The organism is Sphingomonas jejuensis, assembly GCF_011927695.1.
GTDB classification, from domain to species: Bacteria; Pseudomonadota; Alphaproteobacteria; order Sphingomonadales; family Sphingomonadaceae; genus Sphingomonas_K; species Sphingomonas_K jejuensis.
This window is the reverse complement of sequence record NZ_JAATJE010000002.1, coordinates 217,830-241,039: the sequence shown is the minus strand read 5'-3', so window position 1 is coordinate 241,039 and position 23,210 is coordinate 217,830. Positions and strand designations below refer to the sequence as shown.

General features: G+C 69.3%; 20 protein-coding genes and 1 pseudogene. 9 read left to right on the top strand and 12 right to left on the bottom strand.

Annotated elements, in window-relative coordinates; all coding sequences use genetic code 11:
* Positions 1-26 precede the first annotated feature (26 nt).
* Positions 27-746 carry a Crp/Fnr family transcriptional regulator gene (locus tag GGR88_RS10600; RefSeq protein ID WP_167954773.1) on the top strand — a complete coding sequence of 240 codons (720 nt, stop codon included), beginning with the start codon at positions 27-29 and terminating at the stop codon, positions 744-746.
* 17 nt (positions 747-763) lie between these two features.
* Here the strand turns inward: GGR88_RS10600 and GGR88_RS10595 are convergent, their stop codons facing one another.
* The 6 genes from GGR88_RS10595 to GGR88_RS10570 form a co-directional block, all read right to left on the bottom strand.
* On the bottom strand, positions 764-3,076 hold the full coding sequence (locus GGR88_RS10595; RefSeq protein WP_167954771.1) for an FdhF/YdeP family oxidoreductase: 2,313 nt from the start codon (positions 3,074-3,076) through the stop codon (positions 764-766).
* A gap of 15 nt (positions 3,077-3,091) precedes the next feature.
* A complete protein-coding gene (mobA, locus tag GGR88_RS10590; protein WP_167954761.1) occupies positions 3,092-3,631 on the bottom strand; it encodes a molybdenum cofactor guanylyltransferase in 540 nt (179 codons plus the stop codon).
* A complete protein-coding gene (fdhD, locus tag GGR88_RS10585; protein ID WP_167954759.1) occupies positions 3,628-4,404 on the bottom strand; it encodes a formate dehydrogenase accessory sulfurtransferase FdhD in 777 nt (258 codons plus the stop codon). The genes mobA and fdhD overlap by 4 nt, the downstream gene beginning before the upstream one ends.
* On the bottom strand, positions 4,401-5,708 hold the full coding sequence (locus GGR88_RS10580; RefSeq protein WP_167956142.1) for a sensor histidine kinase: 1,308 nt from the start codon (positions 5,706-5,708) through the stop codon (positions 4,401-4,403). Before GGR88_RS10580 ends, fdhD begins: the two co-directional genes overlap by 4 nt.
* Before the next feature lie 236 nt (positions 5,709-5,944).
* Complete coding sequence (locus GGR88_RS10575; RefSeq protein ID WP_167954755.1) at positions 5,945-6,619, bottom strand: response regulator transcription factor; 675 nt, start codon at positions 6,617-6,619, stop codon at positions 5,945-5,947.
* Between the two features lie 96 nt (positions 6,620-6,715).
* Positions 6,716-7,060: a hypothetical protein gene (locus tag GGR88_RS10570; protein WP_167954753.1), complete on the bottom strand. Its 345-nt coding sequence runs from the start codon at positions 7,058-7,060 to the stop codon at positions 6,716-6,718.
* A 63-nt stretch (positions 7,061-7,123) separates the two neighbouring features.
* Between GGR88_RS10570 and GGR88_RS10565 the strand changes: the two genes are divergently transcribed.
* A complete protein-coding gene (locus GGR88_RS10565) occupies positions 7,124-8,905 on the top strand; it encodes an ABC-F family ATP-binding cassette domain-containing protein (protein ID WP_167954751.1) in 1,782 nt (593 codons plus the stop codon).
* A gap of 13 nt (positions 8,906-8,918) precedes the next feature.
* Here GGR88_RS10565 and GGR88_RS10560 read toward each other — a convergent pair whose 3' ends face one another.
* From GGR88_RS10560 to prsK, 4 genes are all read right to left on the bottom strand, one after another.
* On the bottom strand, positions 8,919-9,437 hold the full coding sequence (locus GGR88_RS10560; RefSeq protein ID WP_342449781.1) for a sterol desaturase family protein: 519 nt from the start codon (positions 9,435-9,437) through the stop codon (positions 8,919-8,921).
* Positions 9,434-10,201: a fatty acid desaturase gene (locus tag GGR88_RS10555; protein ID WP_342449780.1), complete on the bottom strand. Its 768-nt coding sequence runs from the start codon at positions 10,199-10,201 to the stop codon at positions 9,434-9,436. Before GGR88_RS10555 ends, GGR88_RS10560 begins: the two co-directional genes overlap by 4 nt.
* A 62-nt stretch (positions 10,202-10,263) precedes the next feature.
* Complete coding sequence (gene prsR, locus GGR88_RS10550; RefSeq protein ID WP_167954737.1) at positions 10,264-11,634, bottom strand: PEP-CTERM-box response regulator transcription factor; 1,371 nt, start codon at positions 11,632-11,634, stop codon at positions 10,264-10,266.
* Positions 11,634-13,676, bottom strand: a complete 2,043-nt coding sequence (prsK, locus tag GGR88_RS10545) for an XrtA/PEP-CTERM system histidine kinase PrsK (RefSeq protein WP_167954735.1) — start codon at positions 13,674-13,676, stop codon at positions 11,634-11,636. Before prsK ends, prsR begins: the two co-directional genes overlap by 1 nt.
* Before the next feature lie 138 nt (positions 13,677-13,814).
* On the opposite strand from prsK, the gene GGR88_RS10540 reads away from it, so the two are divergent.
* From GGR88_RS10540 to GGR88_RS10530, 3 genes and pseudogenes are all read left to right on the top strand, one after another.
* Positions 13,815-14,867: a mannose-1-phosphate guanylyltransferase/mannose-6-phosphate isomerase gene (locus GGR88_RS10540; RefSeq protein ID WP_167954733.1), complete on the top strand. Its 1,053-nt coding sequence runs from the start codon at positions 13,815-13,817 to the stop codon at positions 14,865-14,867.
* Positions 14,864-15,817 (top strand): aldo/keto reductase, encoded by a 954-nt coding sequence (locus GGR88_RS10535; protein ID WP_167954731.1) that lies wholly within the window; start codon positions 14,864-14,866, stop codon positions 15,815-15,817. Before GGR88_RS10540 ends, GGR88_RS10535 begins: the two co-directional genes overlap by 4 nt.
* A pseudogene (locus GGR88_RS10530) lies at positions 15,817-17,334 on the top strand (GMC oxidoreductase); the annotation flags it as partial. The gene GGR88_RS10535 and the pseudogene GGR88_RS10530, both read left to right, overlap by 1 nt.
* 57 nt (positions 17,335-17,391) lie before the next feature.
* On the opposite strand, the gene GGR88_RS15330 reads toward GGR88_RS10530, so the two are convergent.
* Positions 17,392-18,105, bottom strand: a complete 714-nt coding sequence (locus GGR88_RS15330) for an SDR family oxidoreductase (RefSeq protein WP_280742410.1) — start codon at positions 18,103-18,105, stop codon at positions 17,392-17,394.
* A 41-nt stretch (positions 18,106-18,146) separates the two neighbouring features.
* On the bottom strand, positions 18,147-19,061 hold the full coding sequence (ypfJ, locus tag GGR88_RS10525) for a KPN_02809 family neutral zinc metallopeptidase (RefSeq protein ID WP_167954725.1): 915 nt from the start codon (positions 19,059-19,061) through the stop codon (positions 18,147-18,149).
* 94 nt (positions 19,062-19,155) lie between these two features.
* Between ypfJ and GGR88_RS10520 the strand changes: the two genes are divergently transcribed.
* From GGR88_RS10520 to GGR88_RS10505, 4 genes are all read left to right on the top strand, one after another.
* Positions 19,156-20,301, top strand: a complete 1,146-nt coding sequence (locus GGR88_RS10520) for a patatin-like phospholipase family protein (protein ID WP_167954723.1) — start codon at positions 19,156-19,158, stop codon at positions 20,299-20,301.
* Positions 20,302-20,311: 10 nt separating this feature from the next.
* A complete protein-coding gene (locus tag GGR88_RS10515; protein ID WP_167954720.1) occupies positions 20,312-21,097 on the top strand; it encodes a 3-hydroxybutyrate dehydrogenase in 786 nt (261 codons plus the stop codon).
* Entirely contained in the window at positions 21,094-21,738 is a 645-nt protein-coding gene (locus GGR88_RS10510; RefSeq protein WP_167954718.1) for a DUF4893 domain-containing protein, read from the top strand. Before GGR88_RS10515 ends, GGR88_RS10510 begins: the two co-directional genes overlap by 4 nt.
* A gap of 85 nt (positions 21,739-21,823) precedes the next feature.
* Complete coding sequence (locus GGR88_RS10505; protein ID WP_167954715.1) at positions 21,824-23,173, top strand: amidohydrolase; 1,350 nt, start codon at positions 21,824-21,826, stop codon at positions 23,171-23,173.
* Positions 23,174-23,210 lie beyond the last annotated feature (37 nt).

Here is a 23,210-nt window from a genome sequence, read left to right as displayed (position 1 = left end):
ACAGTGATCCGGGACGATAGCCGATAATGATCGAGCGCCACCTTATGCGCCTGCGGGCGCGTGACACGATCAGTGCCGAAGAAGAAGCCGCCATCCGGTCCGTCATCACCGAGACGCGCGAGATCGGCGCGCATCGGACGATCGTGCGGGCGGGCACCGAGACAACCGCCTGCACCCTGTTGCTGGACGGGCTGGCATGCCGCGCCAAAGACATGCGCGACGGGCAGCGGCAGATCACCGAACTGAACGTCGCGGGCGACTTCATCGACCTGCACGGCTTTACGCTGAAGCGGCTGGACCACAGCCTGCTTGCCCTGACCAAGGTGAAGGTCGGCGTCGCGCCGCACGACCGCGTGAAGGAACTGGTGGAGGCGTTTCCGCACCTGGGTCGCGTCTACTGGTTTTCGACCAACCTGGACGCCGCCATCCACCGCGAGTGGGTGCTTTCCCTCGGCCGGCGCACCGCGCTCGGCCGGCTCGCCAACCTGTTCTGCGAGCTGCAGGTCCGCCTCGGCCTCGTCGGGCTGTCGGATGAGGGCGGATATGATCTCGACCTGACGCAGGCCGACCTGGCCGAGTGCATGGGGCTGACCCCCGTCCATGTGAACCGGACGCTGCGCGAAATGCGGGAGCGCGAGCTCCTGACCTTCCGCGAAGGCCGGGTGACGATCATCGACGCTGCCGGCCTGCGCAAGGCGGCCGAGTTCGACCCGGCCTACCTCTATCTCGAGCGCCGGGCCGAATAGCGGCCCGATCAGCTGATCTAGCGCGCGTGGCCGGTCGGGCCCAGGATCCTGACCGGCACCGACTTGGCCGCGGGGACGTGGCTTTCCTCCGCGTGGTGCGCCAGCGCGATCAGCGGATTCAGCTCCGGATAATAGCCGGCGATGCAGCCGAGCGGGATCGAGTAGGCGTGGATGCGCAGGTTTTCGACCTTGCGCTCGACACCGTCCTCGACCGTTGATTCCAGCGTCACCAGATCGCCTTCGCGCAGGCCGCGTTCGCGGATGTCGTTGGCGTTCATCAGGATGACGTCGCGCGTGCCGCGAATGCCGCGGAAGCGATCGTCATAGCCGTAGACGGTGGTGTTGAACTGATCGTTCGACCGCAGCGTGATCAGCCGCCACACGCCGTCCTCGTCATCGAAGCCGGTGGCCGACAGTTTGGTGGGGACGGTGAACTGCGCCTTGCCGCTTTCCGTCTGCCACTCGCGCTCCCGCGCCTTGTTGCCCTTCCAGAAGCCTCCGGGGGTGAACAGGCGCTTGTTGAAGTCCTTGAACTCCTCTGGATAGGTGCGCTCGATCGCATCGCGAACGAGGCCGTAGTCGCCCGCCCACGCCATCCAGGGCACATGCGGATTGTCGCCGACGACCCGGAGTGCGAGCTCCGCGACGATGCGCGGCTCCGACAGCAGCGCGGGCGACGCCGGCTTCACCTTGCCGACCGAGCCGTGGATGCAGCTGAGGCTGTCCTCCATCGTCACGGCCTTGTGGTTGCCCTGCGCGTCAAGATCCTCCTCGATCCGGCCGAGGCAGGGGAGGAGATAGGTGGCGCCGTTCGCCTTCGCGGGGAATAGGTGGTTGCGGTTGAGCTTGGTCGCAACCTGGACGTGAAGGTCGAGCCCGCCCCAGGCCGGCTCGATCACGCGGTGATCGGGCACTGCGCGCAGGAAATTGCCGCCCAGGCCGATGAAGGCACGGACGCTGCCGTCGATGATCCCCTCGCAGGTGGAGACGGTGTCGTGACCCTTCTCCGTCGGCGGCTCGAAATGGTAGAGCTCGCGGTACTTGTCGACCGGGGCGAGCTCCGTCTTCTCCGTGATGCCGACGGTGCGCTGCCCCTGGACGTTGCTGTGGCCGCGCACCGGGCAGGTGCCCGCGCCCTTGCGCCCGATGTTGCCCTTCAGCAGCAGAAGATTGACGTAGGAGGTGACGTTCTGGACGCCCAGCACATGCTGGGTAAGACCCATGCCGTAGACGCCGATCGTGGCCTTGGCGTCGGCATAGATCCGCGCCGTCTGCTCGATTGCGAGGCGCGTCAGGCCGGAATTCCGCTCGATCTCGTCCCAGCTCGTGCTGCGGGCATGCTGCGCAACATCCTCGAACCCGGTGGTGTGTTCGGCGATGAAATCATGGTCCAGGATCGCGGGCTTCCCGGCGGCGCGCGCGGCGTCGTCCGCCTCGACCAGCCACTTGGTCAGGCCGGTGAGGACCGCGAGGTCGCCGCCCGCCTTCACCTGATGATAATGGTCGGAAATCTGCGTCTCGCCGAGCGTCGCCATCTCGATCGGGTTCTGCGGATCGGTGAAGCGTTCAAGCCCGCGTTCGCGCAGCGGATTGAAGGTGACGACGGTGCAGCCGCGCTTCTTGGCGGACCGCAGCGTGTGCAGCATGCGCGGCGCGTTGGTGCCGACATTCTGGCCGAAGAACAGGATCAGGTCGCAATGATCGAAATCTTCGAGCAGGCAGGTGCCGACCGGCGCGCCGATCACCTTCTTCAGCCCGACGCTGGTCGATTCATGGCACATGTTGGAGCTGTCGGGCAGGTTCTGGTGCCCGTACATGCGCGCGAACAGCGCATACATGTAACTCGTCTCCAGGGACGCGCGGCCCGACGCGTAGAAGACGGTGGATTTGGGATCGAGCGCCTTCAGCCGCGTGGCGATGTCGTCGAACGCCTCGCCCCAGCCGACCGCCTGATATTTGTCGGTCGCCGGATCATATTTGAGCGGGTGGGTGAGCCGGCCATGCTCTTCCAGATGATAGTCCGACCAGGTGCGCAGGTCGGCGAGCGTGTGGGTGGCGAAGAAATCGGGGGTGGTACGCCGGGCGGTCAGCTCCCACGCGGTCGCCTTGGCGCCTTCCTCGCAGAATTCGGCGGGATGATACTCGGCCGGCTTGGTCCAGGCGCAGCTGACGCACTGGAACCCGCCGGGCTTGTTCTGGCGCGCGAGCTGGGCGAGATCGACGGGGCCGAGCTGCTCGCGCGGCAGGATCTCGGCAAGCGACCGGACGGACCCCCAACCGCCGGCGGGGCCGGTGAACGGCGTCAGGTCCGGGGTCTTCTGTTCTTCCATGTCGATCTCCTGCCTTCAGCGCTCAACGGTTGAGTGGCCGATCGGGCCCAATCGCTCAAGGTCGCCGGGTCGATTGATGTTGATCAAGCCATCGATGCCGACGGCGCGCGCGCCGCAGCGATCCGCAAAGGCGCGAACCGCCCGATTGTCCGACCCGAGGATGGTGGCGAGCAGGGGCGCCGCCTCCACCGGCCACAGGCCAACCACCGGATGCTGCGCAACATAAGCGGGCGCGGGGCGCAGCCGATCGGCCAGATCGGGGGGGAGCAGCGGCATGTCGCACGGCGCGGAGAGGACGGCATGATAGCCGCCTTCCGCCGCATGGCGGAGCGCGCCGAGCAGCGCCCCGAGCGGCCCGAGGCCGGGCGCAGGCGCATCGTAAATGCGGGTGAAGGCGCCGTGGTCGCGGCCGACCACCACCAGCGCGGCCACCTGCGGGCGGAGCCGATCGGCGACATGATCGATCATCGCGCGGTCGCCGACGGGTGCCAGCGCCTTGTCGCTGCCGAACCGGCGTGCTTCCCCGCCCGCCAGGATCGCGCCCAGGAGCCTCATCGGGCCTCGAGATAGGCGTCGGGTCGGGCGAGCGCGACGAGGCGCAGGCCAGCCTCCCGCGCGCGGGCGACGGCAAGGTCGGTGGGGGCGGAGATGGTGGCGAGCAGCGGGCAGCCGGCGAGTGCGGCCTTCTCCACAAGCTCGAACGAGCAGCGCGAGCTGAGCAGCGCGAAGCCGCCGTCCCAGCCGAGCCCGGCCCGCATCATCGCGCCGATGAGCTTGTCGAAGGCATTGTGGCGGCCGACGTCCTCCCGAACCAGGCGGATGGCGCCGGCGGCATCGCACAGCGCCGCGGCATGAACCGCGCCCGTCTCGCGCGCGAGGGGCTGGTGATCGCGCAGCCGCTCCAGCGCGGCGAAAAGGGCAGCAGGTGTGGCGTCGCTCCGCCCGGTCACGCGCGGGAGCGGGCGGAGCGCCTGTTCGAGATTCTCGATCCCGCACAGGCCGCAGCCGCTCTCGGACACGCGGTGGCGGACGCGGTCCAGCACGCGAACCATGCAGGCGGGATCGAGGGTGACGCGCAGGATCGTGCCCACGGGCGTGGCGTGCGCGTCGACCGCGACCACTTGGCCCGCATCGTCGACCAGCCGCTCCGCCAGGGCGAAGCCGGTGGCGAGATCGTCGAGGTCGACGGGTGTCGCCATCAGCACCGCGTAGCCGATCCCGCCAAATTCGATGGCGACCGGCGCCTCCACGGCGAGCGGGCGGCTGATCTCGTCCGATCCGCCCGCCGCGGCGTGGCGGCGGAAGGGGGCGGGGACGATTGCCGTCATGCGGCGAGCGGAAGCCGCATGCAGACCAGGAGGCCGCCCAGATCCTCGCTCTCCTCGAGCGTGACGGTGCCGCCATAGATCTCGACCACGTCGCGGACGATGGCGAGGCCGAGACCGGTCCCGGGCTTGCCGCTGTCGAGCCGGACGCCGCGATCGAAGATCCGCTCGCGCTCCGCCTCCGGAATGCCGAGGCCGTCGTCCTCCACCGCGAGCGTGGCCATGCCGTCGGCCTGACCGACGGTGACGAACACGCTGCCGCCGCCATATTTTGCGGCGTTCTCGACCAGATTGCCGATCAGCTCGTCCAGGTCCTGCCGCTCGACACGGACGGCCAGGGTCTTGTCGCCGGTCATGTCGATCCGCGCATCCGGGTAGAGCGTCGCCACCGCGCGCTCGACGGCGGCGAGGCTTGGCCAGACGTCCGCGCGGCTGTGGGTGGAGCCGCGCCGGCCGACCGCGCGGGCGCGGGCGAGATGATGGTCGACCTGCCGGCGCATCGTGCGGGCCTCGCGCACCACCGTCTGGCCGAGATCGGGATCATTGGCGGTGGCGGCGTTCATGAGCACCGTGAGCGGGGTCTTGAGCGCATGGGCAAGGTTGCCGGCATGGGTGCGCGCCTCCGCCGCCTGCTGTTCGTTGTGCATCAGGAGGCCGTTCAGCTCGTCCACCATCGGTTGCACCTCGTTGGGCATGGCCGCTTCGATCCGCGACGCCTCGCCCGAGCGCATCTTCTTGAGCGCTGCCTGCACGCGGCGGAGCGGCCACAGGCCGTAGAGCGTCTGAAACGCCGCCAAGAGGATCAGCCCGATGCCGAGCAGCGCAAAGGAGCGGACGATGGTGCGGCGAAGGGTGAGGATCTGCTGGTCGAGCCCTTCGCGGGTCTGTGCGAGCTGGAACCGCCACTTGATCGGGGAGCCGGGCAGCGTGACGTCGCGCTCCGCAATGCGGAGATGCTCATCGGGAAATTGGCGGCTGTCGTAGACGTAGAGCGTGGGTTCCGGATGCGGAGGGCCAACCGCGAGCTGCCGGTCCCACAAAGAGCGGGACGGAAAGGCTTCAAAGCCGTCGCCGCTGATCTGATAGTAGAGGCCCGAATAAGGCTCCAGGAAGCGCTGGTCGCCGAGCGCGCGGTTGAGCACCACCTCTCCGTCCGCGCCGATCTCGGCCGAGGCGATCATGGCGGTCAGCACATAATCGAGCTGATCATCAAAATTCTGGGTGATGGCGGAGGTGAGGATGCGGTCCAGGCCGATGCCGCCGCCGATCAGCAGCACGGTGATCCACACCGCCGCGATGCCGATCATCCGGCGGGCGAGCGACCCGGTGGAGCGGGCGCCCGGCGGCCGGAAGAACAGGGCCCAGACGATCCGGCCGAGGACAAGCACGCCGGCTGCGAGCACGCACAGCGACCGCGAAAGCTGGCCGACCGGCTGGAACAGCACGGACACGAGCAGCGCAAAGGCGGTGACGGCGAGCACGCCGTCCGGCCAGCGTCGCAGCCAGCCCCGGCCGCGCTCGGCCGCCGGGTCAACGACCGCCATCAGGCGGTCCGGGCGTCCGGCTCCTCAAGGCTGTAGCCGAGCCCGCGGATGGTGGTGATGACGTCGGGGCCGAGCTTTTTCCGGATCCGCGTCACAAACACCTCGATCGTGTTCGAATCGCGGTCGAAATCCTGATCGTAGATATGCTCGATCAGCTCGGTCCGGCTGACCACCTTGCCCTTGTGGTGGAGGAGGTAGCTGAGAAGCTTGTATTCCTGCGCGGTCATCTTCACCGGCTCGCCCGCCAGCGTGACCTTGCCCGAGCGCGTGTCGAGCCGCACGTCGCCGGCGATCAGCTCCGACGAGCTGTTGCCGGACGCGCGGCGAATGAGGGCGCGAAGACGCGCGATCAGCTCTTCGGACTGGAACGGCTTTGCCAGATAGTCGTCGGCGCCAGCGTCCAGCCCGGCGACCTTGTCGGACCAGCTGTCCCGCGCGGTGAGCACCAGAACCGGCATGGTGCGGCCGTCCTTGCGCCAGCGATCGAGCACGGTCAGCCCCTCGATCTCCGGCAGGCCGAGGTCGAGGATCACCGCGTCGTAGGTTTCCGTCTGGCCGAGAAAGAGCCCGTCCTCGCCATCGGTGGCGAGATCGATGGCATAGCCCGCACCCTCGAGCGTGGCCTTGAGCTGGCGACCCAGGCTCGGCTCGTCCTCGACGATCAATACGCGCATCGGCTTCCTTCCTCGGCTGCTGCCGCCTTCGTTAGCAGGTCGGGCGGTGGAGGGAAGCGGCTGTCGCGGGGCTGAACAATGATCCGGCGCGACCGATCAGTTGGAGCGCCCGATCACCTGCGCGGTGCGCCCGTCGACGTCGATCCAGAACACCGATCCGTCGCGCATGAACTTCAGACGGTAGATGCCTGCCTCCCGGTCGAACTCGGTGCCGCCGATCATGGCAGCGCCGCCCGCTTCCCGCCGACCGGCAGCGACGATTTCCGGAAAGGGGCGAAGCTCGCCCGCGCGGGCCGCCTCGTAGGCGCCACGCTGCTCGTCCCGGCGGCGCGACTGCGCATCGGCAGGCTGCGGCGAGAGCAGGAGCGCGGCAAGTCCGGCAAACAGGGCGGGGCGGATGACCATGGCCGCGGGATAGGGCGAAGCGATTGAATAAGCCATGAATGTCCCCGTCGTCCCCCGGCCGGCTTCACGCCCGCGCGTCCCCGCGCTAACGCCTGCGCCATGGCAGCACCGATCCTATCCTATGAAGGCCTTTCGCTTGTCCAGGGAGCTGGTTGGCTGTTCCAGGATCTGGACGTCCATGTCGGCCCGCGCGATCGGCTGGCGCTGATCGGCCGCAATGGCGCGGGAAAAACCACGCTGCTGAAGCTGTTGGCGGGCACGATCGAGGCGGACAAGGGGCGCCGGACGATCGTGCCGGGCACGCGCGTCGTGATCCTGGAGCAGGAGCCGGACCTGAGCGGCCACCGGCGGCTGATCGACTGGGCATTGGCCGGCGACGAAGCGCCCGAGGCGCACGAGGTGGCCGCGATCGCCGACCAGCTGGGCATCAACCTGGAACGGGAGGCGGCGACGGCAAGCGGCGGCGAGCGGCGCCGCGCCGCCATCGCCCGCGCGCTGGCCCAGGATCCGGACGTGCTGCTGCTCGACGAGCCGACGAACCACCTGGACCTGCACGCGATCGAGTGGCTGGAACAATGGCTGGGACGCTTTTCCGGCGCGTTCCTGGTGATCAGCCACGACCGCACCTTCCTGACCCGGCTGACGCGATCGACGCTGTGGCTCGACCGCGGACAGATCCGGCGGGCGGAGGTCGGCTTTGGCGGGTTCGAGGCCTGGGCGGAGCGGGTCGCGGCGGAGGAGGAGCGACAGGCCGAGCGGCTGGACGCGCGCCTGAAAATCGAGGAGCACTGGCTCCACCGCGGCGTCACCGCCCGGCGGCGGCGCAACCAGGGGCGGCTCGCCAAGCTGGTCGAGATGCGCGCCGAGCGTAAGGCGATGATCGGCCAGCAGGGCCGGGCGGGGCTGACGATCCAGGCGGACGACGTGCGGACCAAGGCGGTGATCACCGCCGAGCGCGTGGTGAAGCGGTATGGCGACCGGACGATCATCAAGGATTTCACGCTGCGCGTGCAGCGCGGCGACCGGATCGGCATCGTCGGCGCGAACGGCGCGGGCAAGACGACGCTGCTGAAGCTGATGACCGGAGAGGTCGAGCCTGACGAGGGCCGGATCACGCTCGCCAAGACGCTCGACATGGTCTCCATCGACCAGCAGCGCAGCCTGCTGACGCCGGACAAGCGGCTGCGCGACGTGCTGGCGGACGGCGGAGACTGGGTGGAGGTGCAAGGCGTCCGCAAGCACGTCCACGGTTACCTGAAGGAGTTCCTGTTCGATCCGTCGCTGGCGGACGCGCTGGTCGGGACGCTGTCAGGCGGGGAGCGGTCGCGCCTGCTGCTGGCGCGGGAGTTCGCGCGGCCGTCCAACCTGCTGGTGCTCGACGAGCCGACCAACGACCTGGACCTGGAGACGCTGGACCTGCTGCAGGAGGTGATCGCGGATTATTCGGGCACCGTCCTGATCGTCAGCCACGATCGCGACTTCCTCGACCGGACGGTGACGGTCACGCTGGGGCTGGACGGATCGGGCCGGGTCGACGTGGTGGCGGGCGGCTATGCCGACTGGGAGGCGAAGCGAGCGCCGAAGGTCGAGGCCAAGAAGGCGGCGCCGCGGGCACCGGAGCCGCAGGCCACGCGGCAGCCGGCGACCAAGCTCAGCTACAAGGACCAGCGCGATTACGACCTGCTGCCCGGTCGGATCGAGGCACTGGAGGCCGAGATCGCCCGCGACGAGGCGCTGCTGTCCGACCCGGCGCTCTACACCCGCGATCCGAAGCGGTTCGCGGCGCTGACCAAGGCGATCGGCGATGCGCGGGCCGAGCAGGCGGCGGCCGAGGAACGCTGGATGGCGCTGGCCGAGCAGGTGGAGGCGCTGGCGGGCTGAGCGCGCCGGACGGTCAGGCCGAGGGCGCCGACTCCCGCTCCGCATCGCCGCGCAGCTTGGCGAGGCCGAGCTTCTGCTGGCGTTTCAGTTCCGCCTTCAGCCGGGTCGGATTGCCGGCCCAGACGAAGCCGAACGACACGCCGCCTTCCTTGCCGATGGCGGCGTGGTGGAGCTTGTGCGCCTGCACCAGCCGCTTGGCATAGCCGCGCTTGGGCACCCAGCGGAACCAGCGCTGATGCACGATGCCGTCGTGAATGACGGTGTAGATGAGGCCGTAGACGGTGATGCCGACCGCCACCCACCACAGCCGTTCCGAATAAAGCGCGCCGACCGTGAACAGGCCGATGACGATGGAGCCGAACACGACCGCGTAGAGGTCGTTCTTTTCCAGCGCATGGTCGTGCGGTTCGTGGTGGTCGCGGTGCCAGGCCCAGCCCCAGCCGTGCATGATGTAGCGGTGCGCCCACCAGGCAAACAGCTCCATGCCGGCAACGGCCGCGGCCACGATGGCGAGCTTTTCGATCCAGGTCACGCGGGTACCCTTGCAGCAACGGGCGCGCGCGCCTGCCGGCGGCGGGCCGGGAGCGCCCACCATGGCAGGTGGGGACTCAGATGATGTTCGTGATGATAGCCGAAATGAAAGCAGCTGAGGAGGCTGGCGACGGTGCCGAACCGTTCGCTGCGGGCATTGTGCGCGTCCGCGAACGCGCCATGCTCATGCCGGTGGGGACGGAACGTCCCGAAGTAGAAGAGCTGCAGCGACGACGCGATCGCAGGCAGGCCGTACAGCAGCACGATGTTGGCGACGGGAACGCCCAGCACGAGCGCGTAGACCGTCACCACCGCGGACACATAGAGCGCGGACGGCCACCCGAAGTAGCGGCGCAGGAACGTGCCGTACCAGCGCCAGAAATGCGCCGGATTGACCACGTCGAAATCGGGATCGTCGGCGCTCCCTGGCGCGCGGTGATGATCGAAATGCGCGGCCCGCATCCGCCGCCAGCCGAACCCGGCGTAGAGGAACAGAAGCGCCGCGCCGACCGGCCCGTTCAGGCGCGGCGCCGACGGCGCGAGCGAACCGTGCATCGCGTCATGCGCCACGATGAACAGGCCGACCGACAGCCAGCATTGCAGGGCGATCATCAGCACGGCCAGCGGCCAGGTCGCCGCCGTGAAGCGGAACACGAACATCGCATAGATGTGGATGCCCGCCCACGCGGCGAGGATCAGGCCCGCAAGCGCCAGGCCGGTCACGGTCTGGCGTCCACGCTGGCGAAGGGCGGGGGCTGCGGTCACACCCCGTCAGATAGGGGCAAGGCGCTGCGAGAGAAAGGGCGGAGCGGTGGCGATCGCCCCGATCAGCCCTGCATCTCATATTGCTTCAAGAGGTCGTAGAGCGTCGGGCGGCTGATGCCGAGCAGCTTGGCCGCGCCCGACAGATTGCCTTCGGTTCTCGCCACCGCGCGGCGGATGGCGACGCGGTCTGCGTCCTCGCGCACGGTGCGCAGGTTGATGCGACGCGCGCCGTCCTCCTCGGCATCGGCCCGCAGGTCGAGATCCTCGGCCGAGATGAGCTTGCCGTCGGCCATGATCACGGCGCGCTTCATGCGGTTCTCGAGCTCGCGCACGTTGCCGGGCCAGCCCCAGGCGTCGATCGCGGCGAGGGCATCGGGCGTGAAGCCGCGCACCGGGCGGTTCATGTCCTTGGCGAAGCGGTGAAGGAAATGACGCGCCAGCAGCCCGGCGTCGCCCGGCCGTTCGGCAAGCGTCGGGATGGTCACCACGATCTCGGCAAGGCGGTAGTACAGATCCTCGCGGAACTGCTGCGCCTCGATCATCCGGGTGAGGTTCTGGTGCGTCGCGCAGACGATGCGGGTGTCGACCGGGATCGCCTTGCGGCCTCCGATCCGCTCGATCACCCGCTCCTGCAGGAAGCGCAGGAGCTTCACCTGCAGCGGCAGCGGGATGTCGCCGACTTCGTCCAGGAACAGCGTGCCGCCCTCGGCCAGCTCGATCTTGCCCTCGGTCGTCTTCACCGCGCCGGTGAAGGCGCCCTTCTCGAACCCGAACAGTTCGGCCTCGAGCAGGTTTTCAGGGATTGCGGCGCAGTTGATCGCCACAAAGGCGCCCTTGCGCTTGGAGGCGTCATGGACGCCGCGCGCGAGGAGCTCCTTGCCCGTTCCGCTGGCGCCCAGCAGCATCACCGACACGTTGGCGGAGGCAACGCGCTCCACCGTGCGGGACACCTTCAGCATCTCGGGTGCGGCGGTGATGAGGCCGCCAAGCACGCGGTTCTCGTCACCGATGGCGGACTGGAGCCGGCGGTTCTCCGCCTCGATCGCCGACAGGTGAAAGGCGCGCTTCACGATCGCGCCGAGCTCGTCGATGTCGACCGGCTTCTGGTAGAAGTCGTACGCGCCGCCCGCGATCGCGCCCAGCGCACTTTCACGCGCGCCGTGCCCGGACGCCACGATCACCTTGGTGTCGGGCGCCAGCCGCAGGATCTCGGCCAGGGTCGCAAAGCCCTCGGTGGTGCCGTCGGGATCGGGCGGCAGGCCGAGGTCGAGCGTGACGACCTTGGGCTCGTGGAAGCGCAGCGCATCGATCGCGGACGCGCGGTCGCCCGCCACCACGACCTCGTAATCCTCATAGGCCCAGCGCAGCTGCTTGCTGAGGCCGGGATCGTCCTCCACGACCAGGAGCTTCGGCAGGATCTTGGCGTCCGTCATCAGGCGGCCTTCCGGATAAGCGTGTCGGCCGCGGCCTGCGGCAGGAGAAGGGTGAAGCGGCTGCCCTCGCCGTCGCGGCTGTCGACCTCGATGCGGCCGCCCATGGAGGCGGCCAGCGAGCGCGCCTCGAACGCGCCGATGCCGAAGCCGCCGTCCTTGGTCGATGCGAACGGGCGGAACAGCTGCGACCGGATGAACTCGGCCGACATGCCGCAACCGGTGTCGATCACCTCCACCGCCACGTCGACGCCCGCGCGCCGCAGCCGGATCGTGACCGGTTCGCCTGCGCGGCTGGCATCAATGGCGTTCTGCACGAGATGGCCAAGGATCTGTTCGAGCCGGGCGGGGTCGGCCAGCGCATGGAGGTCGGCCGCGCCGTCGACGACGAGCGGGTGGAGCGAGCGCTTGGACCGGGCGACGGCATGGACGAGCGCGGCGAGCGCGACGGGGCGCGGCTCTTCGGGCTTGGCCTTGTTGTGCTGGGACAGGCGGGCAAGCAGGTCGTTCATCCGCCCCGCCGAGGTGCGCAGCGTCTCCACCATGTCGGCGCGGAATTCGGGGTTGTCGGCATGCCGCTCCGCATTGCGGGCGAGCAGGGTCAGCTGCGACACCAGATTCTTGATGTCGTGCATGATGAAGGCGAAGCGCCGGTTGAACTCGTCAAAGCGGCGGGCGTCCGACAGGGCCTCCTGCCCCTGCGCTTCCGACAGGTAGCTGGCGGCCTGACGACCGACCACGCGGAGCAGGTCGAAATCCTCCCAGTCGAGCGTGCGGTCGATGGGCGGCCGGGCGAGCAGCACCACGGCGGCGAGCCGGTCGAAGTGGACGAGCGGCACCGCCGCCCAGATCGCCGCGTCGGCGATCATCCAGTCCGGCACGCCGGCGTCGTCGTCGTCGCCGCGGCGTACGGCATCGAGATCGACGATGCGGCCCGACGCGAGCATCTGGACTCCGTCGGCGGTCAGCGCGGGCGCCGGCGGCTCGCCGCCGGTCCATGTCCAGCGGACCCGCTCCGTCATGGTGCCGGCATCGGCGGGTGCCAGCATCAGCCCGCCGGGGGACAGCGTGATGTCGGCCACTGCCTTCACGATGCGGCGATCGAGTCCGTCCGCGCCCTCGCCCGGATGGCCGATGGTTTCGGTGAAGCGCATCCATTCCTGACGATAATCGTAGCGATGCTGGAACAGGTGCTTGGCGACCTTGACCCGGGCCCAGGCGCGCATCCGCTCCGACGGCACCAGCGCCAGCATGACAAAGGTCGTGAGGACCACGAAGCCGACCTGCATGAGGCGCGCGCCGTCGCCGCCCCAGGCGTCGATCATGCTGGTGATCGCCGCCATCAGGATCAGGTATCCGCCGATCGCGACGAGCGAGAGCGACTGGAACGCGACCGTGCGCGACACGCGCAGCCGCGTGCGGCCATCCTGACGAAGCGACAGTGCGAACAGGCCGGCGATCAGCAGCGTCACGGTGGCCCGGAGCGCATCGGCGCCGATGACGGGCGCATGCACGAGATAGTCGATGGTGTAGAGGTTGAGGTCGAAGGTCCACATGACGGCGAGCGCCACGACGACCATGCGGATGGACGCGCGCGCATCCGGCGCCGCGGCGGTGTAGAGGTTGTGCACCAGGACCAGCGCGCCGATCGCGGCGATCAGCCGGAGCACCAGCGCGGTGAAGCCGATCGCCTCCACCCCGCCGGCCAGCAGCTGGAGCGGATGAACGAGCGCGGCCAGAACCGACACGCCGATCACCACGGCGTAGAGCAGGCCAAGGCCGCTGCGCCGTGCGCGCTGCTGCCCCGACAGCGCCAGCATGGTGGCAAGCCAGCCGAGATTGCGGAGCGCTTCCGCCGTCAGCGCCAGCATGCTGCCGGATCCGGCGGCCGCGACGGCGATGCACCACAGGGCGCTCAGCCCAAGCGCGGCCGTCATCAGCAATCGTTGCTGACCGGCGATCCGGCGTCGCACCTGCCACAGCGCCGTGGCCGCGAACGCGGCGGCGGCGAGGGCGTGCCCCCAGATGCCGACGATCTCGATCATGTCCGCGCGCGATCTTCCCCGGCCGAACCATCCGACCATCGGCCGCTCTGCCGACCAATGGCAAAGATTCGCTGAACGGAGGGTGCTCTGGCGGAAGCAGCGGACGGCAGCTAAGTGCGGGGGCCACACGGAGACCCCATGAGCACGACCATCATCACGCCTGTCATCCTGTCGGGCGGTTCCGGCACCCGGCTGTGGCCGATGTCCCGGCCCGAGCGGCCCAAGCAGATGCTGTCGCTGACGGCGGCGGAAACCATGCTGCAGCTGACGGCGCTGCGCACCCGGGACGAGGCGCGCTTCGCATCCCCGCTGGTCGTCGCGAATGCCGCGCATGCCGACGCCATCACGGAGCAGCTCCAGCATGTGGGGATCGCCCCTGCGGCGCTGATCCTGGAGCCGAAAGGGCGCAACACCGCGCCCGCCATCGCACTGGCGGCGGTGGAGGCGGGTGACCGGCCGATGCTCGTCATGCCGAGCGACCATGTCATCGACGACGTGCCGGCATTTCACCGGGCGATCGAAGCCGCGCTGCCGATGGTCGAGGCTGGCTGGTTGGTGACCTTCGGCATCTCGCCCACCGGGCCGGAGACCGGATATGGCTATATCCAGATCGGCGCGGAGATCGGCGCGGGCGTGCACCGGGTGGAACGCTTTGTCGAAAAGCCGGCGCGCGAGCGGGCACAGGCCATGCTCGATGCCGGCGACCATGCGTGGAACGGCGGTATCTTCCTGTTCAAGGGATCGGCGCTGCTGGAGGCCCTGGACGAGCATGCGCCCGCCATCCGCGCCGCGGCAGACGCAGCGATGGCAGCGGCGCGCCGCGACGGCGCCCGCATCTATCCCGATGCCGATCGTTTCGGGCAGTCGCCGAGCGAGTCGATCGACATCGCCGTCATGGAGCGGGCGGACCGCGTGGCCGTGGTCCCCGTCGCGATGGGGTGGTCGGACGTCGGAAGCTGGGACGCGCTGCACGCGCTTGGCCCGCACGACGCGTCCGGAAACGCGATCGGCGGCGAGGTGATCGCCATCGATGCGGAGAACTGCCTGATCCGGACCGATGGACCGACGGTGGCGGCGGTGGGTGTCAGCGACCTCATCATCGTGGCGAGCGCAGACAAGCTGCTGATCCTGCCGCGCGGCCGGTCGCAGGACGTCAAGAAGATCGTGGAAGCGCTGGAGGCACGACGATGAGCGAAGCGCGCAGGTTGGGGCCGAGCGGATTGTCGATCCCGCCGCTGGTGCTGGGCGGCAACGTGTTCGGCTGGACAGCCGACCGCGAGACCTCCTTTGCTGTGCTGGACGCCTTTGTCGACGGCGGCGGGCGCATGATCGACACGGCGGACGTCTACTCCGCATGGGTGGACGGGCACAGCGGCGGTGAGTCGGAGACGATCATCGGCGAGTGGCTGCGCGTGTCCGGAAAGCGGGACCATGTGCTGATCGCGACCAAGGTCGGGATGCTGCCGGGAGAGGGCGGCGACGGGCTGGCGCCGGAGCGGATCGCCGCCGCCTGCGAGGCATCGCTGAAGCGGCTGGGGGTGGAGCGGATCGACCTCTATTATGCGCACCGCGACCACGATGCGGTCCCGCAGCACGACATGCTCGCGGCGTTCGACGATCTGGCGCACGCGGGGAAGATCGCTACGCTGGGGCTGTCCAACTTCTCCGCGACGCGGCTGACGTCGGCGATCGACGTGGCCGAGCGCGACGGACTGATCCGGCCGAGCGTGCTGCAGCCGGAGTACAACCTGATCTCGCGCGCGTTCGAGCGCGAGCTGCAACCGCTCTGCGTGGCGCGCGATGTCGCGGTGCTTCCCTATTATGGCCTCGCCAGCGGCTTCCTGACGGGCAAGTATCGCTCCCCTGAAGACGCGACCGGCGCGCGCGGCGGCAAGGCGCGGGCCGCCCTGGAAGCGGGCGGGCTCGAGGTGCTCGCGGTGATGGACGAGGTAGCGGAGGAGACCGGGGCGACTCTGGCGCAGATTGCGTTGGCCTGGCTGATGGCGCAGCCCGCGGTGGTGGCGCCGATCGCCAGCGCGACGTCGGTCGCGCAGGTCGGGGACCTGCTGGGTTCGTTGCAGGTCGAGCTGACGCGGTCGCAGATCGAGCGGCTGTCGGCGGCCTCCGGCGATGGGGCCTGATGGTGGACGACGGCGTCAACGCGGCCGACAGGTTGTGGGACGTCATCGTGGTCGGCACCGGCATGGGCGGCGGGATGGCCGGCCGCCGGCTTGCCGAGGCGGGATTGAGCGTCCTGTTCATCGAGAAGGGCGTCGCCAGCGCGCGCGAATATCGTGACGGCGACAATGAGCTGGAGTCGCCCGACGAGCGGCTGGCGATCGGGCGCGTCGCCCACCGCGTCGGCTTGAAGATCGACGACGACGATCGTGACTTCTACCCGGCGATCGGCGTGTCCGTCGGCGGGTCGACGACTTTCTATTCGGGCTCGCTCGAGCGGCTGGAGCCGCACGATGTGGATGACGACCCCGCAAGACCGCATCCAACCGGCGGCTGGCCGATCCGGTACGCCGAGCTGAAACCCTATTATGATGTGGCCGAGCGCTGGTTGCACGTGCTGGGCACGCGCGATCCGTTGGGCGAGGCGGTGCCGGACGAGATGCGTAGACCGCCGCCGATGCGGCCGCAGGACGCTCAGCTGATGCAGGACATGGCAGCGGCCGGACTGTCGCCGTACCGGCTGCATGTCGGCATTGCCTACAAGCCTGGTTGTGCAGAATGCTTGGGCGTTCCATGCCAGCGCGCCTGCAAGCAGGACGCGCGCAATTGCGGTGTCGAGCCTGCGATCGCGGCAGGCGCCGCCATGATGACGCAGGCGGAGGTCGTGCGGATCAAGGCCGATGACGCTCGGGTAACGGGCGTTTGGGTGCGACAAGGCGGCAGAGAAGAGCGTCACCGCGGCCGCGTCGTTGTGCTGGCGGCCGGAACGATGGCAACTGCGCCACTGCTCCTGGAGTCCGCAAACGCCCATTGGCCGAATGGTCTCGCCAACGCGTCGGGATTGGTCGGTCGGAACCTGATGTTCCACGCGGATGAATGGGTGGCGGTGTGGCCGAGCCGACGGATGAACGGGGCCGGGCCTGCCAAGTCGGTTGCTTCCCGCGCCCTCTACAGCGCTGGCGGCGAGCGGTTGGGCATGATCCATTCGACCGGCTTGTCGGCCGGATACGGCAATATCCTGCAGTTCCTCTATGGATGGCTTGAAGCCAGCCCGCTTCGCCGCGTTCGGCCGCTAAAACCGTTCATGCGCATCCCGGCAAAGATTGCTGCCCGGCTGTTCGGGTCGGCGACCATCTTGTCCTTCATCATCGAAGACATGCCCTATCCGGACAACAGGTTGGAACTCGATGCCAGCCGGGAAGGCGGTGTGACCGTTCATTATCGCTTCCGGCCGGAGCTGACGCGTCGGGCGCGGTTGGCGCGGACGCTGCTGCGGGAGCGGTTGGGCAGGCGGCTTTTCTTCCTGAACAAGGCGGCGGTGCTGAATTTCGGCCACCCGATGGGCACGTGCCGGTTCGGCGACGATCCCGCGACCAGTGTGCTCGACCGGGACTGTCGCGCGCACGGGATCGACAATCTCTACGTGGTCGACGGATCGTTCATGCCGTCGGGGGGCGGCGTCAATCCGAGCCTGACGATCGCTGCCAACGCCATCCGCGTGGCGGACCGCATCGTGGAGCGGCTTCGTCCGGACGCCTCAGCCGAGCCGAAGCTTGCGCAGGATCTTGCGCTTGAAGGAGAGCGGGAGCTCGACCAGCCGATCCTCGTTGAAGACGCGCCCGCTGGGTCCGCCGTCGGGCAGGTCGAGGATCGACAGGCCCCATAGCGCCGCCTTCGCGGGATCATGCCCTTCCGGCACGCCCATGTCGGTGTTGAGTGCGCCCGGAACCCATTCGTTGACAAGGATGCCGGGATAGTCGCCGCGAACCTCCGCCGCGGTGGCGCGCGCAAGCACGGTGAGCGCGCCTTTGGATGCGGAATAGGCCCAGCTGTCCGGCAGCGGATCGAGCTGGGCGAAGCTGCCGACCAGGATGATCCGGCCGCGGGCGCGCTGCATCATCCCCGGCAGGACGGCCGCGACCGAATTGGCCGCGCCGACCACGTTGATCGCCATCACGTCCGTCGCCTCGGCGGCACGATCGTCCTGGACATGGCCGCGCGGGTAGATGGCGGCGCCGGCGACAAGCGCGTCGATGGCGCCGAAGCGTGTTGCAGCATCCGCCGCGATCCGGCGCAGCGCCGGCGCGTCGCGCACGTCGGCGGGCGCCGCCATGAAGCGGGCTGGGTCAAGGTCATGGCCGGTCTCATCGAGCGAGGCGGCCGACCGGCCGACCGCCACCACCGCATCGCCGCGGGTGACCGCGGCGCGCGCCATCGCCCGGCCGAGCCCGGCGCCGGCGCCGGTGATCATGATCGTCCTGGTTGGTCCAGATGGCCGTCCCGCCGCATCGCTCACAGGCGAATGCCCATGGCGGCGAAGGTGTCGCACTGGTCGGGATCGCCGGTCTCCAGCCCGCGGCGGAGCCACTGCTGGCGCTCCGCGCTGGTGCCGTGAGTGAAGCTTTCGGGGACCGGACGCTGCCCCGCCGCGCGTTGCAGCGTGTCGTCGCCGATCGCCGCGGCAGCCGTCATGCCTTCCTGCACGTCGCCGGGCTCCAGTCGGTTGCGGTTGCGGGCGGCCCAGACGCCGGCATAGCAATCGGCCTGCAATTCCATCGCAACCTGCACCCGGTTGCCTTCCGCCTGGCTGGAGCGCGCCTGAAGAGCGCGGACGCCGTTGGACGTGCCGACCAGCGTCTGCACATGGTGACCGACCTCGTGCGCGATGACATAGGCCTGCGCGAAGTCACCCGCCGCGCCGTAGCGCTGCTGGAGTTCCTGGAAAAAGCCGGTGTCGAGGTACACGCCATTGTCGCTGGGACAGTAGAACGGGCCCATGGCCGATTGCGCGGCGCCGCACCCGGACATGCCCTGGCCGCCGTAGAACACCAGCGTCGCGGGCTGATATTGCGAGCCCGAGGCCTGGAACAGCGATGCCCAGGTGTCTTCGGTGCTGGCGAGCACCTGGCAGGAGAAGCGGGAGGATTCGTCCACCGCGCAGCTTTGCGTCGCGTCGCGGGTGCCCTGCACCGCCTGCGTTCCGGGCGAGACCACGCCGCTGCCGCCGCCCCCGGAGAACGGGTTGAAGCCAAGCAGCATGGCGCCGATCGCAAGCACGATGATGCCGCCGATGCCGAAGCGGCTGGCCACCAGCGAGAAGATGAGCCCGAGGGCGCCCCCGCCCCCGCCGAACCCGCCGCCGCCGCCGAAGCTCTGCCCGCGCTGATCGGACACATTGTCGCTGGTGCGATAGTCGTCGAGCCGCATCGCAATCACCCCTTGTCGTTCCGGCGCTGTAACGCGCCGACCGCGCGGAGGATGCGCCCTCGCGCCGGCCGATGCCAGCCGCTATAGCGCAGCCATGGCCGATGCCGATCCGAAACGCCGCGCGCCGAGGCCGCCGGCGGCGATGCCCCTGCCGGAGCAGGTCGCGCTGGTCCTGCAGGGCGGGGGCGCGCTGGGGTCGTTCCAGGCCGGCGTCTATGCCGCGCTGACCGAGGCCGGGATCGAGATCGATCGGGTCGCCGGCATTTCGATCGGGGCGGCCAATGCAGCGATCATCGCGGGCAACCCGCCCGCGCGCCGGGTGGAGCGGCTGCGCGCCTTCTGGGATGGGCTGGCGAGCGGGCTGCCGAGCTTTCCCATTCCCGACAGCGACCAGGCGCGCGAGGCGGTGCACGAATGGTCGGCGATGTGGGTGGCGGCGACCGGCGTCCCCGGATTCTTCCGGCCACGCTGGGTGCCGCCCGTGTTCGCGGAGCCGGGATCGTGCGGCGCGCTCTCCTTCTACGATGCAGCCGCGTATCGCGAGACGCTGGATGCGCTGGTCGACTGGGACCTGCTAAACGCCGGGACGGTGCGTGTCGGGGTTGGCGCGGTCGACGTCGAAAGCGGCAACTTCCGGTACTTCGACAGCGCGTGCGAGCGGCTGGACGCGCGCCATGTCATGGCGTCGGGCGCGCTGCCGCCGGGGCTGCCGCCGGTCGAGATCGACGGCCGCCTGTACTGGGACGGCGGGCTCGTTTCCAACACGCCGCTGTCGCATGTTCTGGACACGCAGGAAGACGCCCTTCTTGTCTTCCAGGTGGACCTGTTTTCCGCGTCGGCCCCCCGGCCGAAGACCATCATGGACGTGATGGCCCGCGAAAAGGAGATCCGCTATTCGAGCCGGACGCGCCAGGTGAGCACGGAGCTGATGCGGCTGCGCAAGGACCGCGAGCTCGTGCGGCGCGTGCTCGACAAGTTGCCGGACGACCTGAAAGACGATCCGGATGTCGTCGCCCTCGCCGCGAAGGCCGCCGAGAAGCCGGTGTCGATCGTCCAGCTGATCAACCGCGCCAATGCCTGGGAGGGCGGCGCGCGCGATTACGAATTCTCCCAGCGCACCATGCGCCTTCACTGGGAGGCGGGCGAGGCCGCGGTGGCGCAGGCGGTCGGCCGGTCCGGGTTGATGGCCGAGGACATCCTGCACGGACGCACCAGCGTCTTCGACCTTTCAAAGCCATGAGGAGTGAGCCGTGATCCTGAAGGGCAAGCGCGCGATCGTGACCGGATCGACGTCCGGCATCGGCCTGACCATCGCGAAGGCGCTGGCGGCGGAGGGCGCGGCGGTGATGATCAACGGCTTCGGTGACGCAGACGCCATCGAGACGGAGCGGCGGGGCCTGGCGGAGACGAGCGGTGCCAATGCGCTCTATTCGGATGCGGACATGACGGACGGCGACCAGATCGCCGCGATGGTGGCGCGCGCCGAGGGTGAAATGAGCGGCGTCGACATCGTGGTGGCGAATGCCGGCGTGCAGCATGTGGCGCCCATTGCCGAATTCCCGCCGGAGAAGTGGGACCAGATCATCGCCATCAACCTGACATCGGCGTTCCACCTGACGCGGGCGGCCGTGCCGATCATGCGCAAGGCGGGGTGGGGCCGGATCATCTGCACCGCATCGGCGCACAGCCTGACGGCGAGCCCCGGCAAGGCCGCCTATGTGGCGGCCAAGCACGGGATCACCGGCCTGATGAAGACGGTGGCGCTGGAGACTGCCACCGACGGCATCACCGCCAACTGCATCAGCCCGGGCTATGTGTGGACGCCGCTTGTCGAAAAGCAGATACCCGACACGATGAAGGCGCGCGGCCTGACGCGTGAGCAGGTGATGGAGGATGTCCTTCTGGCCGCACAGCCGACCAAGCAGTTCGTGACGGTGGACGAGGTGGCGGCGATGGCGCTGTTCCTGTGCCGGGAGGAAGCGCGTTCGATCACCGGTGCGAACATGGTGATGGACGGCGGCTGGACGGCGCAATGATCCGGGGCCGGGCATTGTCGGCGGCAGCGATGCTGGCGCTGGCGAGCTGCGCCGGAGCGGACCGGCCGCCGCCGGCGGCGCGGGCATCGGGCGCCGGGCTTCCCGCCGACGACTGGCGACGCTATGCGACCGATGCGGACCGGGCGCGGCTGCGCGGATGGCGCACGGCCTTTGTTGCCGGCCTGGCGCAGGCGCGCGCCGCCGGGCATGCCGCGGATCTGGACAGCGAAGGCGCGCTGATGGTGCCGGATGCGGGCGAGCCGGACGCGGCGCTGCCGCCGGGCGATTACCGGTGCCGGGTGACGAAGCTTGGCTCGCGGGGCGGAAGCGGCGGGCTGACCCATGTCGCCTATCCTTATTTCCGATGCCGGGTCGGCGCCGGGGACCGGGTGCAGTCCTTTGAGAAGCTGACGGGATCGCAGCGCCAGGTGGGCGCGCTGTACGGCGACGTGGCGGCGCGACGCATCTTCCTCGGCACGCTTGCGCTCGGCTCCGAGCAGCGGGCGCTGCGCTACGGCGCGGATGCGGATCGCGACCTCATCGGCGTGCTGCAGCGGATCGGCGACCGGCGGTGGCGGCTGTTGTTCCCCTCGCCGCGGTACGAAAGCCTGATCGACGTCATGGAGATCGTGCCGGAGTAGAGTGGGGCCGGTTGTTTGCGCTCGACAAGGGACGCGCGGCGCGGAACAGTTTGGCCTGATCGCAACATCGCTTCGGGGGTCCGTCATGCGCCATCTGCTTCTGTTCGCCTTGCTGGCATCGGCCGCCGCACCCGTGGCGGCACAGGCGGACAATCTGCGCGCCGACGTGGCGCGCGACCTGCCGTCGCTGATCGAGATCTACCGCGACCTCCACGCGCATCCCGAACTGTCGTTTCAGGAAACCCGGTCGGCCGGGGTGATGGCGCGCGAGGCACGGGCGGCGGGCTTCACCGTGACCGAAGGCGTCGGGCGGACGGGTGTCGTCGCCGTGCTGGAGAACGGGCCGGGCCCGGTGATCCTGCTCCGCGCGGACATGGACGCGCTGCCCGTCACCGAGCAGACGGGGCTTCCTTATGCGTCCACCGTCAAGGTGACGCAGGAGGGCGGCGGCGAAACGGGCGTGATGCATGCCTGCGGGCACGACACGCACATGACGGCGTGGATCGGCACCGCGCGCCGGATGGCGGCGATGCGCGATCAGTGGCGTGGCACGCTGGTGATGGTGGGCCAGCCGGCCGAGGAGATCGGATCGGGCGCGCGGGCGATGCTGGAGGACGGGCTTTACACCCGTTTCCCCAAGCCGCGCACCGCCATCGCCTTCCACGATGCCGCTGCCCTTCCGGCCGGGCAGATCGGCGTCCGCACCGGTTATGTCATGGCCAATGTCGATCCGGTCGACATCCTGGTGCGCGGGGTGGGCGGGCACGGCGCCTATCCGCACCTGGCGAAGGACCCGATCGTGCTGGCGTCGCGGATCGTCAATTCGCTGCAGACGCTGGTGTCGCGCGAGATCGATCCGCTGGAATCGGGCGTGGTGACGGTGGGATCGTTCCACGGCGGGACCAAGCACAACATCATCGGCGACGAGGCGCGGCTGCAGTTGACCGTGCGGAGCTACACCCCGGCCGTGCGGCAGCACCTGCTGGACGGCATCGCCCGGATCGCGCGCGGCGAGGCGATCGCCGCCGGCATCCCCGAGGATCGGATGCCGGTCGTCACCACACAGGACGAATTCACCCCCGCCGTCTACAATTCGGACGCGCTGACCACCGAGACCATCGCGCTGTTCCAAAGCCGGTTCGGCGCGGACCGCGTAACGGCGACGCGCGCGCAGATGGGCGGCGAGGACTTCAGCCGGTTCCGGCTGGCGGACACCGACGGGGTGGAGGCCGTGCTGTTCTGGGTGGGTGGCGTGCCGCAGGCCAAGTGGGACGAGGCGGGCGGCGACCTGTCGAAGCTGCCGTCGATCCACAGCCCGTTCTGGGCGCCCGACCCGGAGCCGACCATCGCCGCGGCGACCGAGGCGATTACGGCGGCTGCGATCGCCGCCTTCAACCGCGACGGACCGGCGCGGACCGAAAACGCCGCGGAATAGCCGGTGCCGAAGCCCCTCTCCCCGTCGCCGGGGAGAG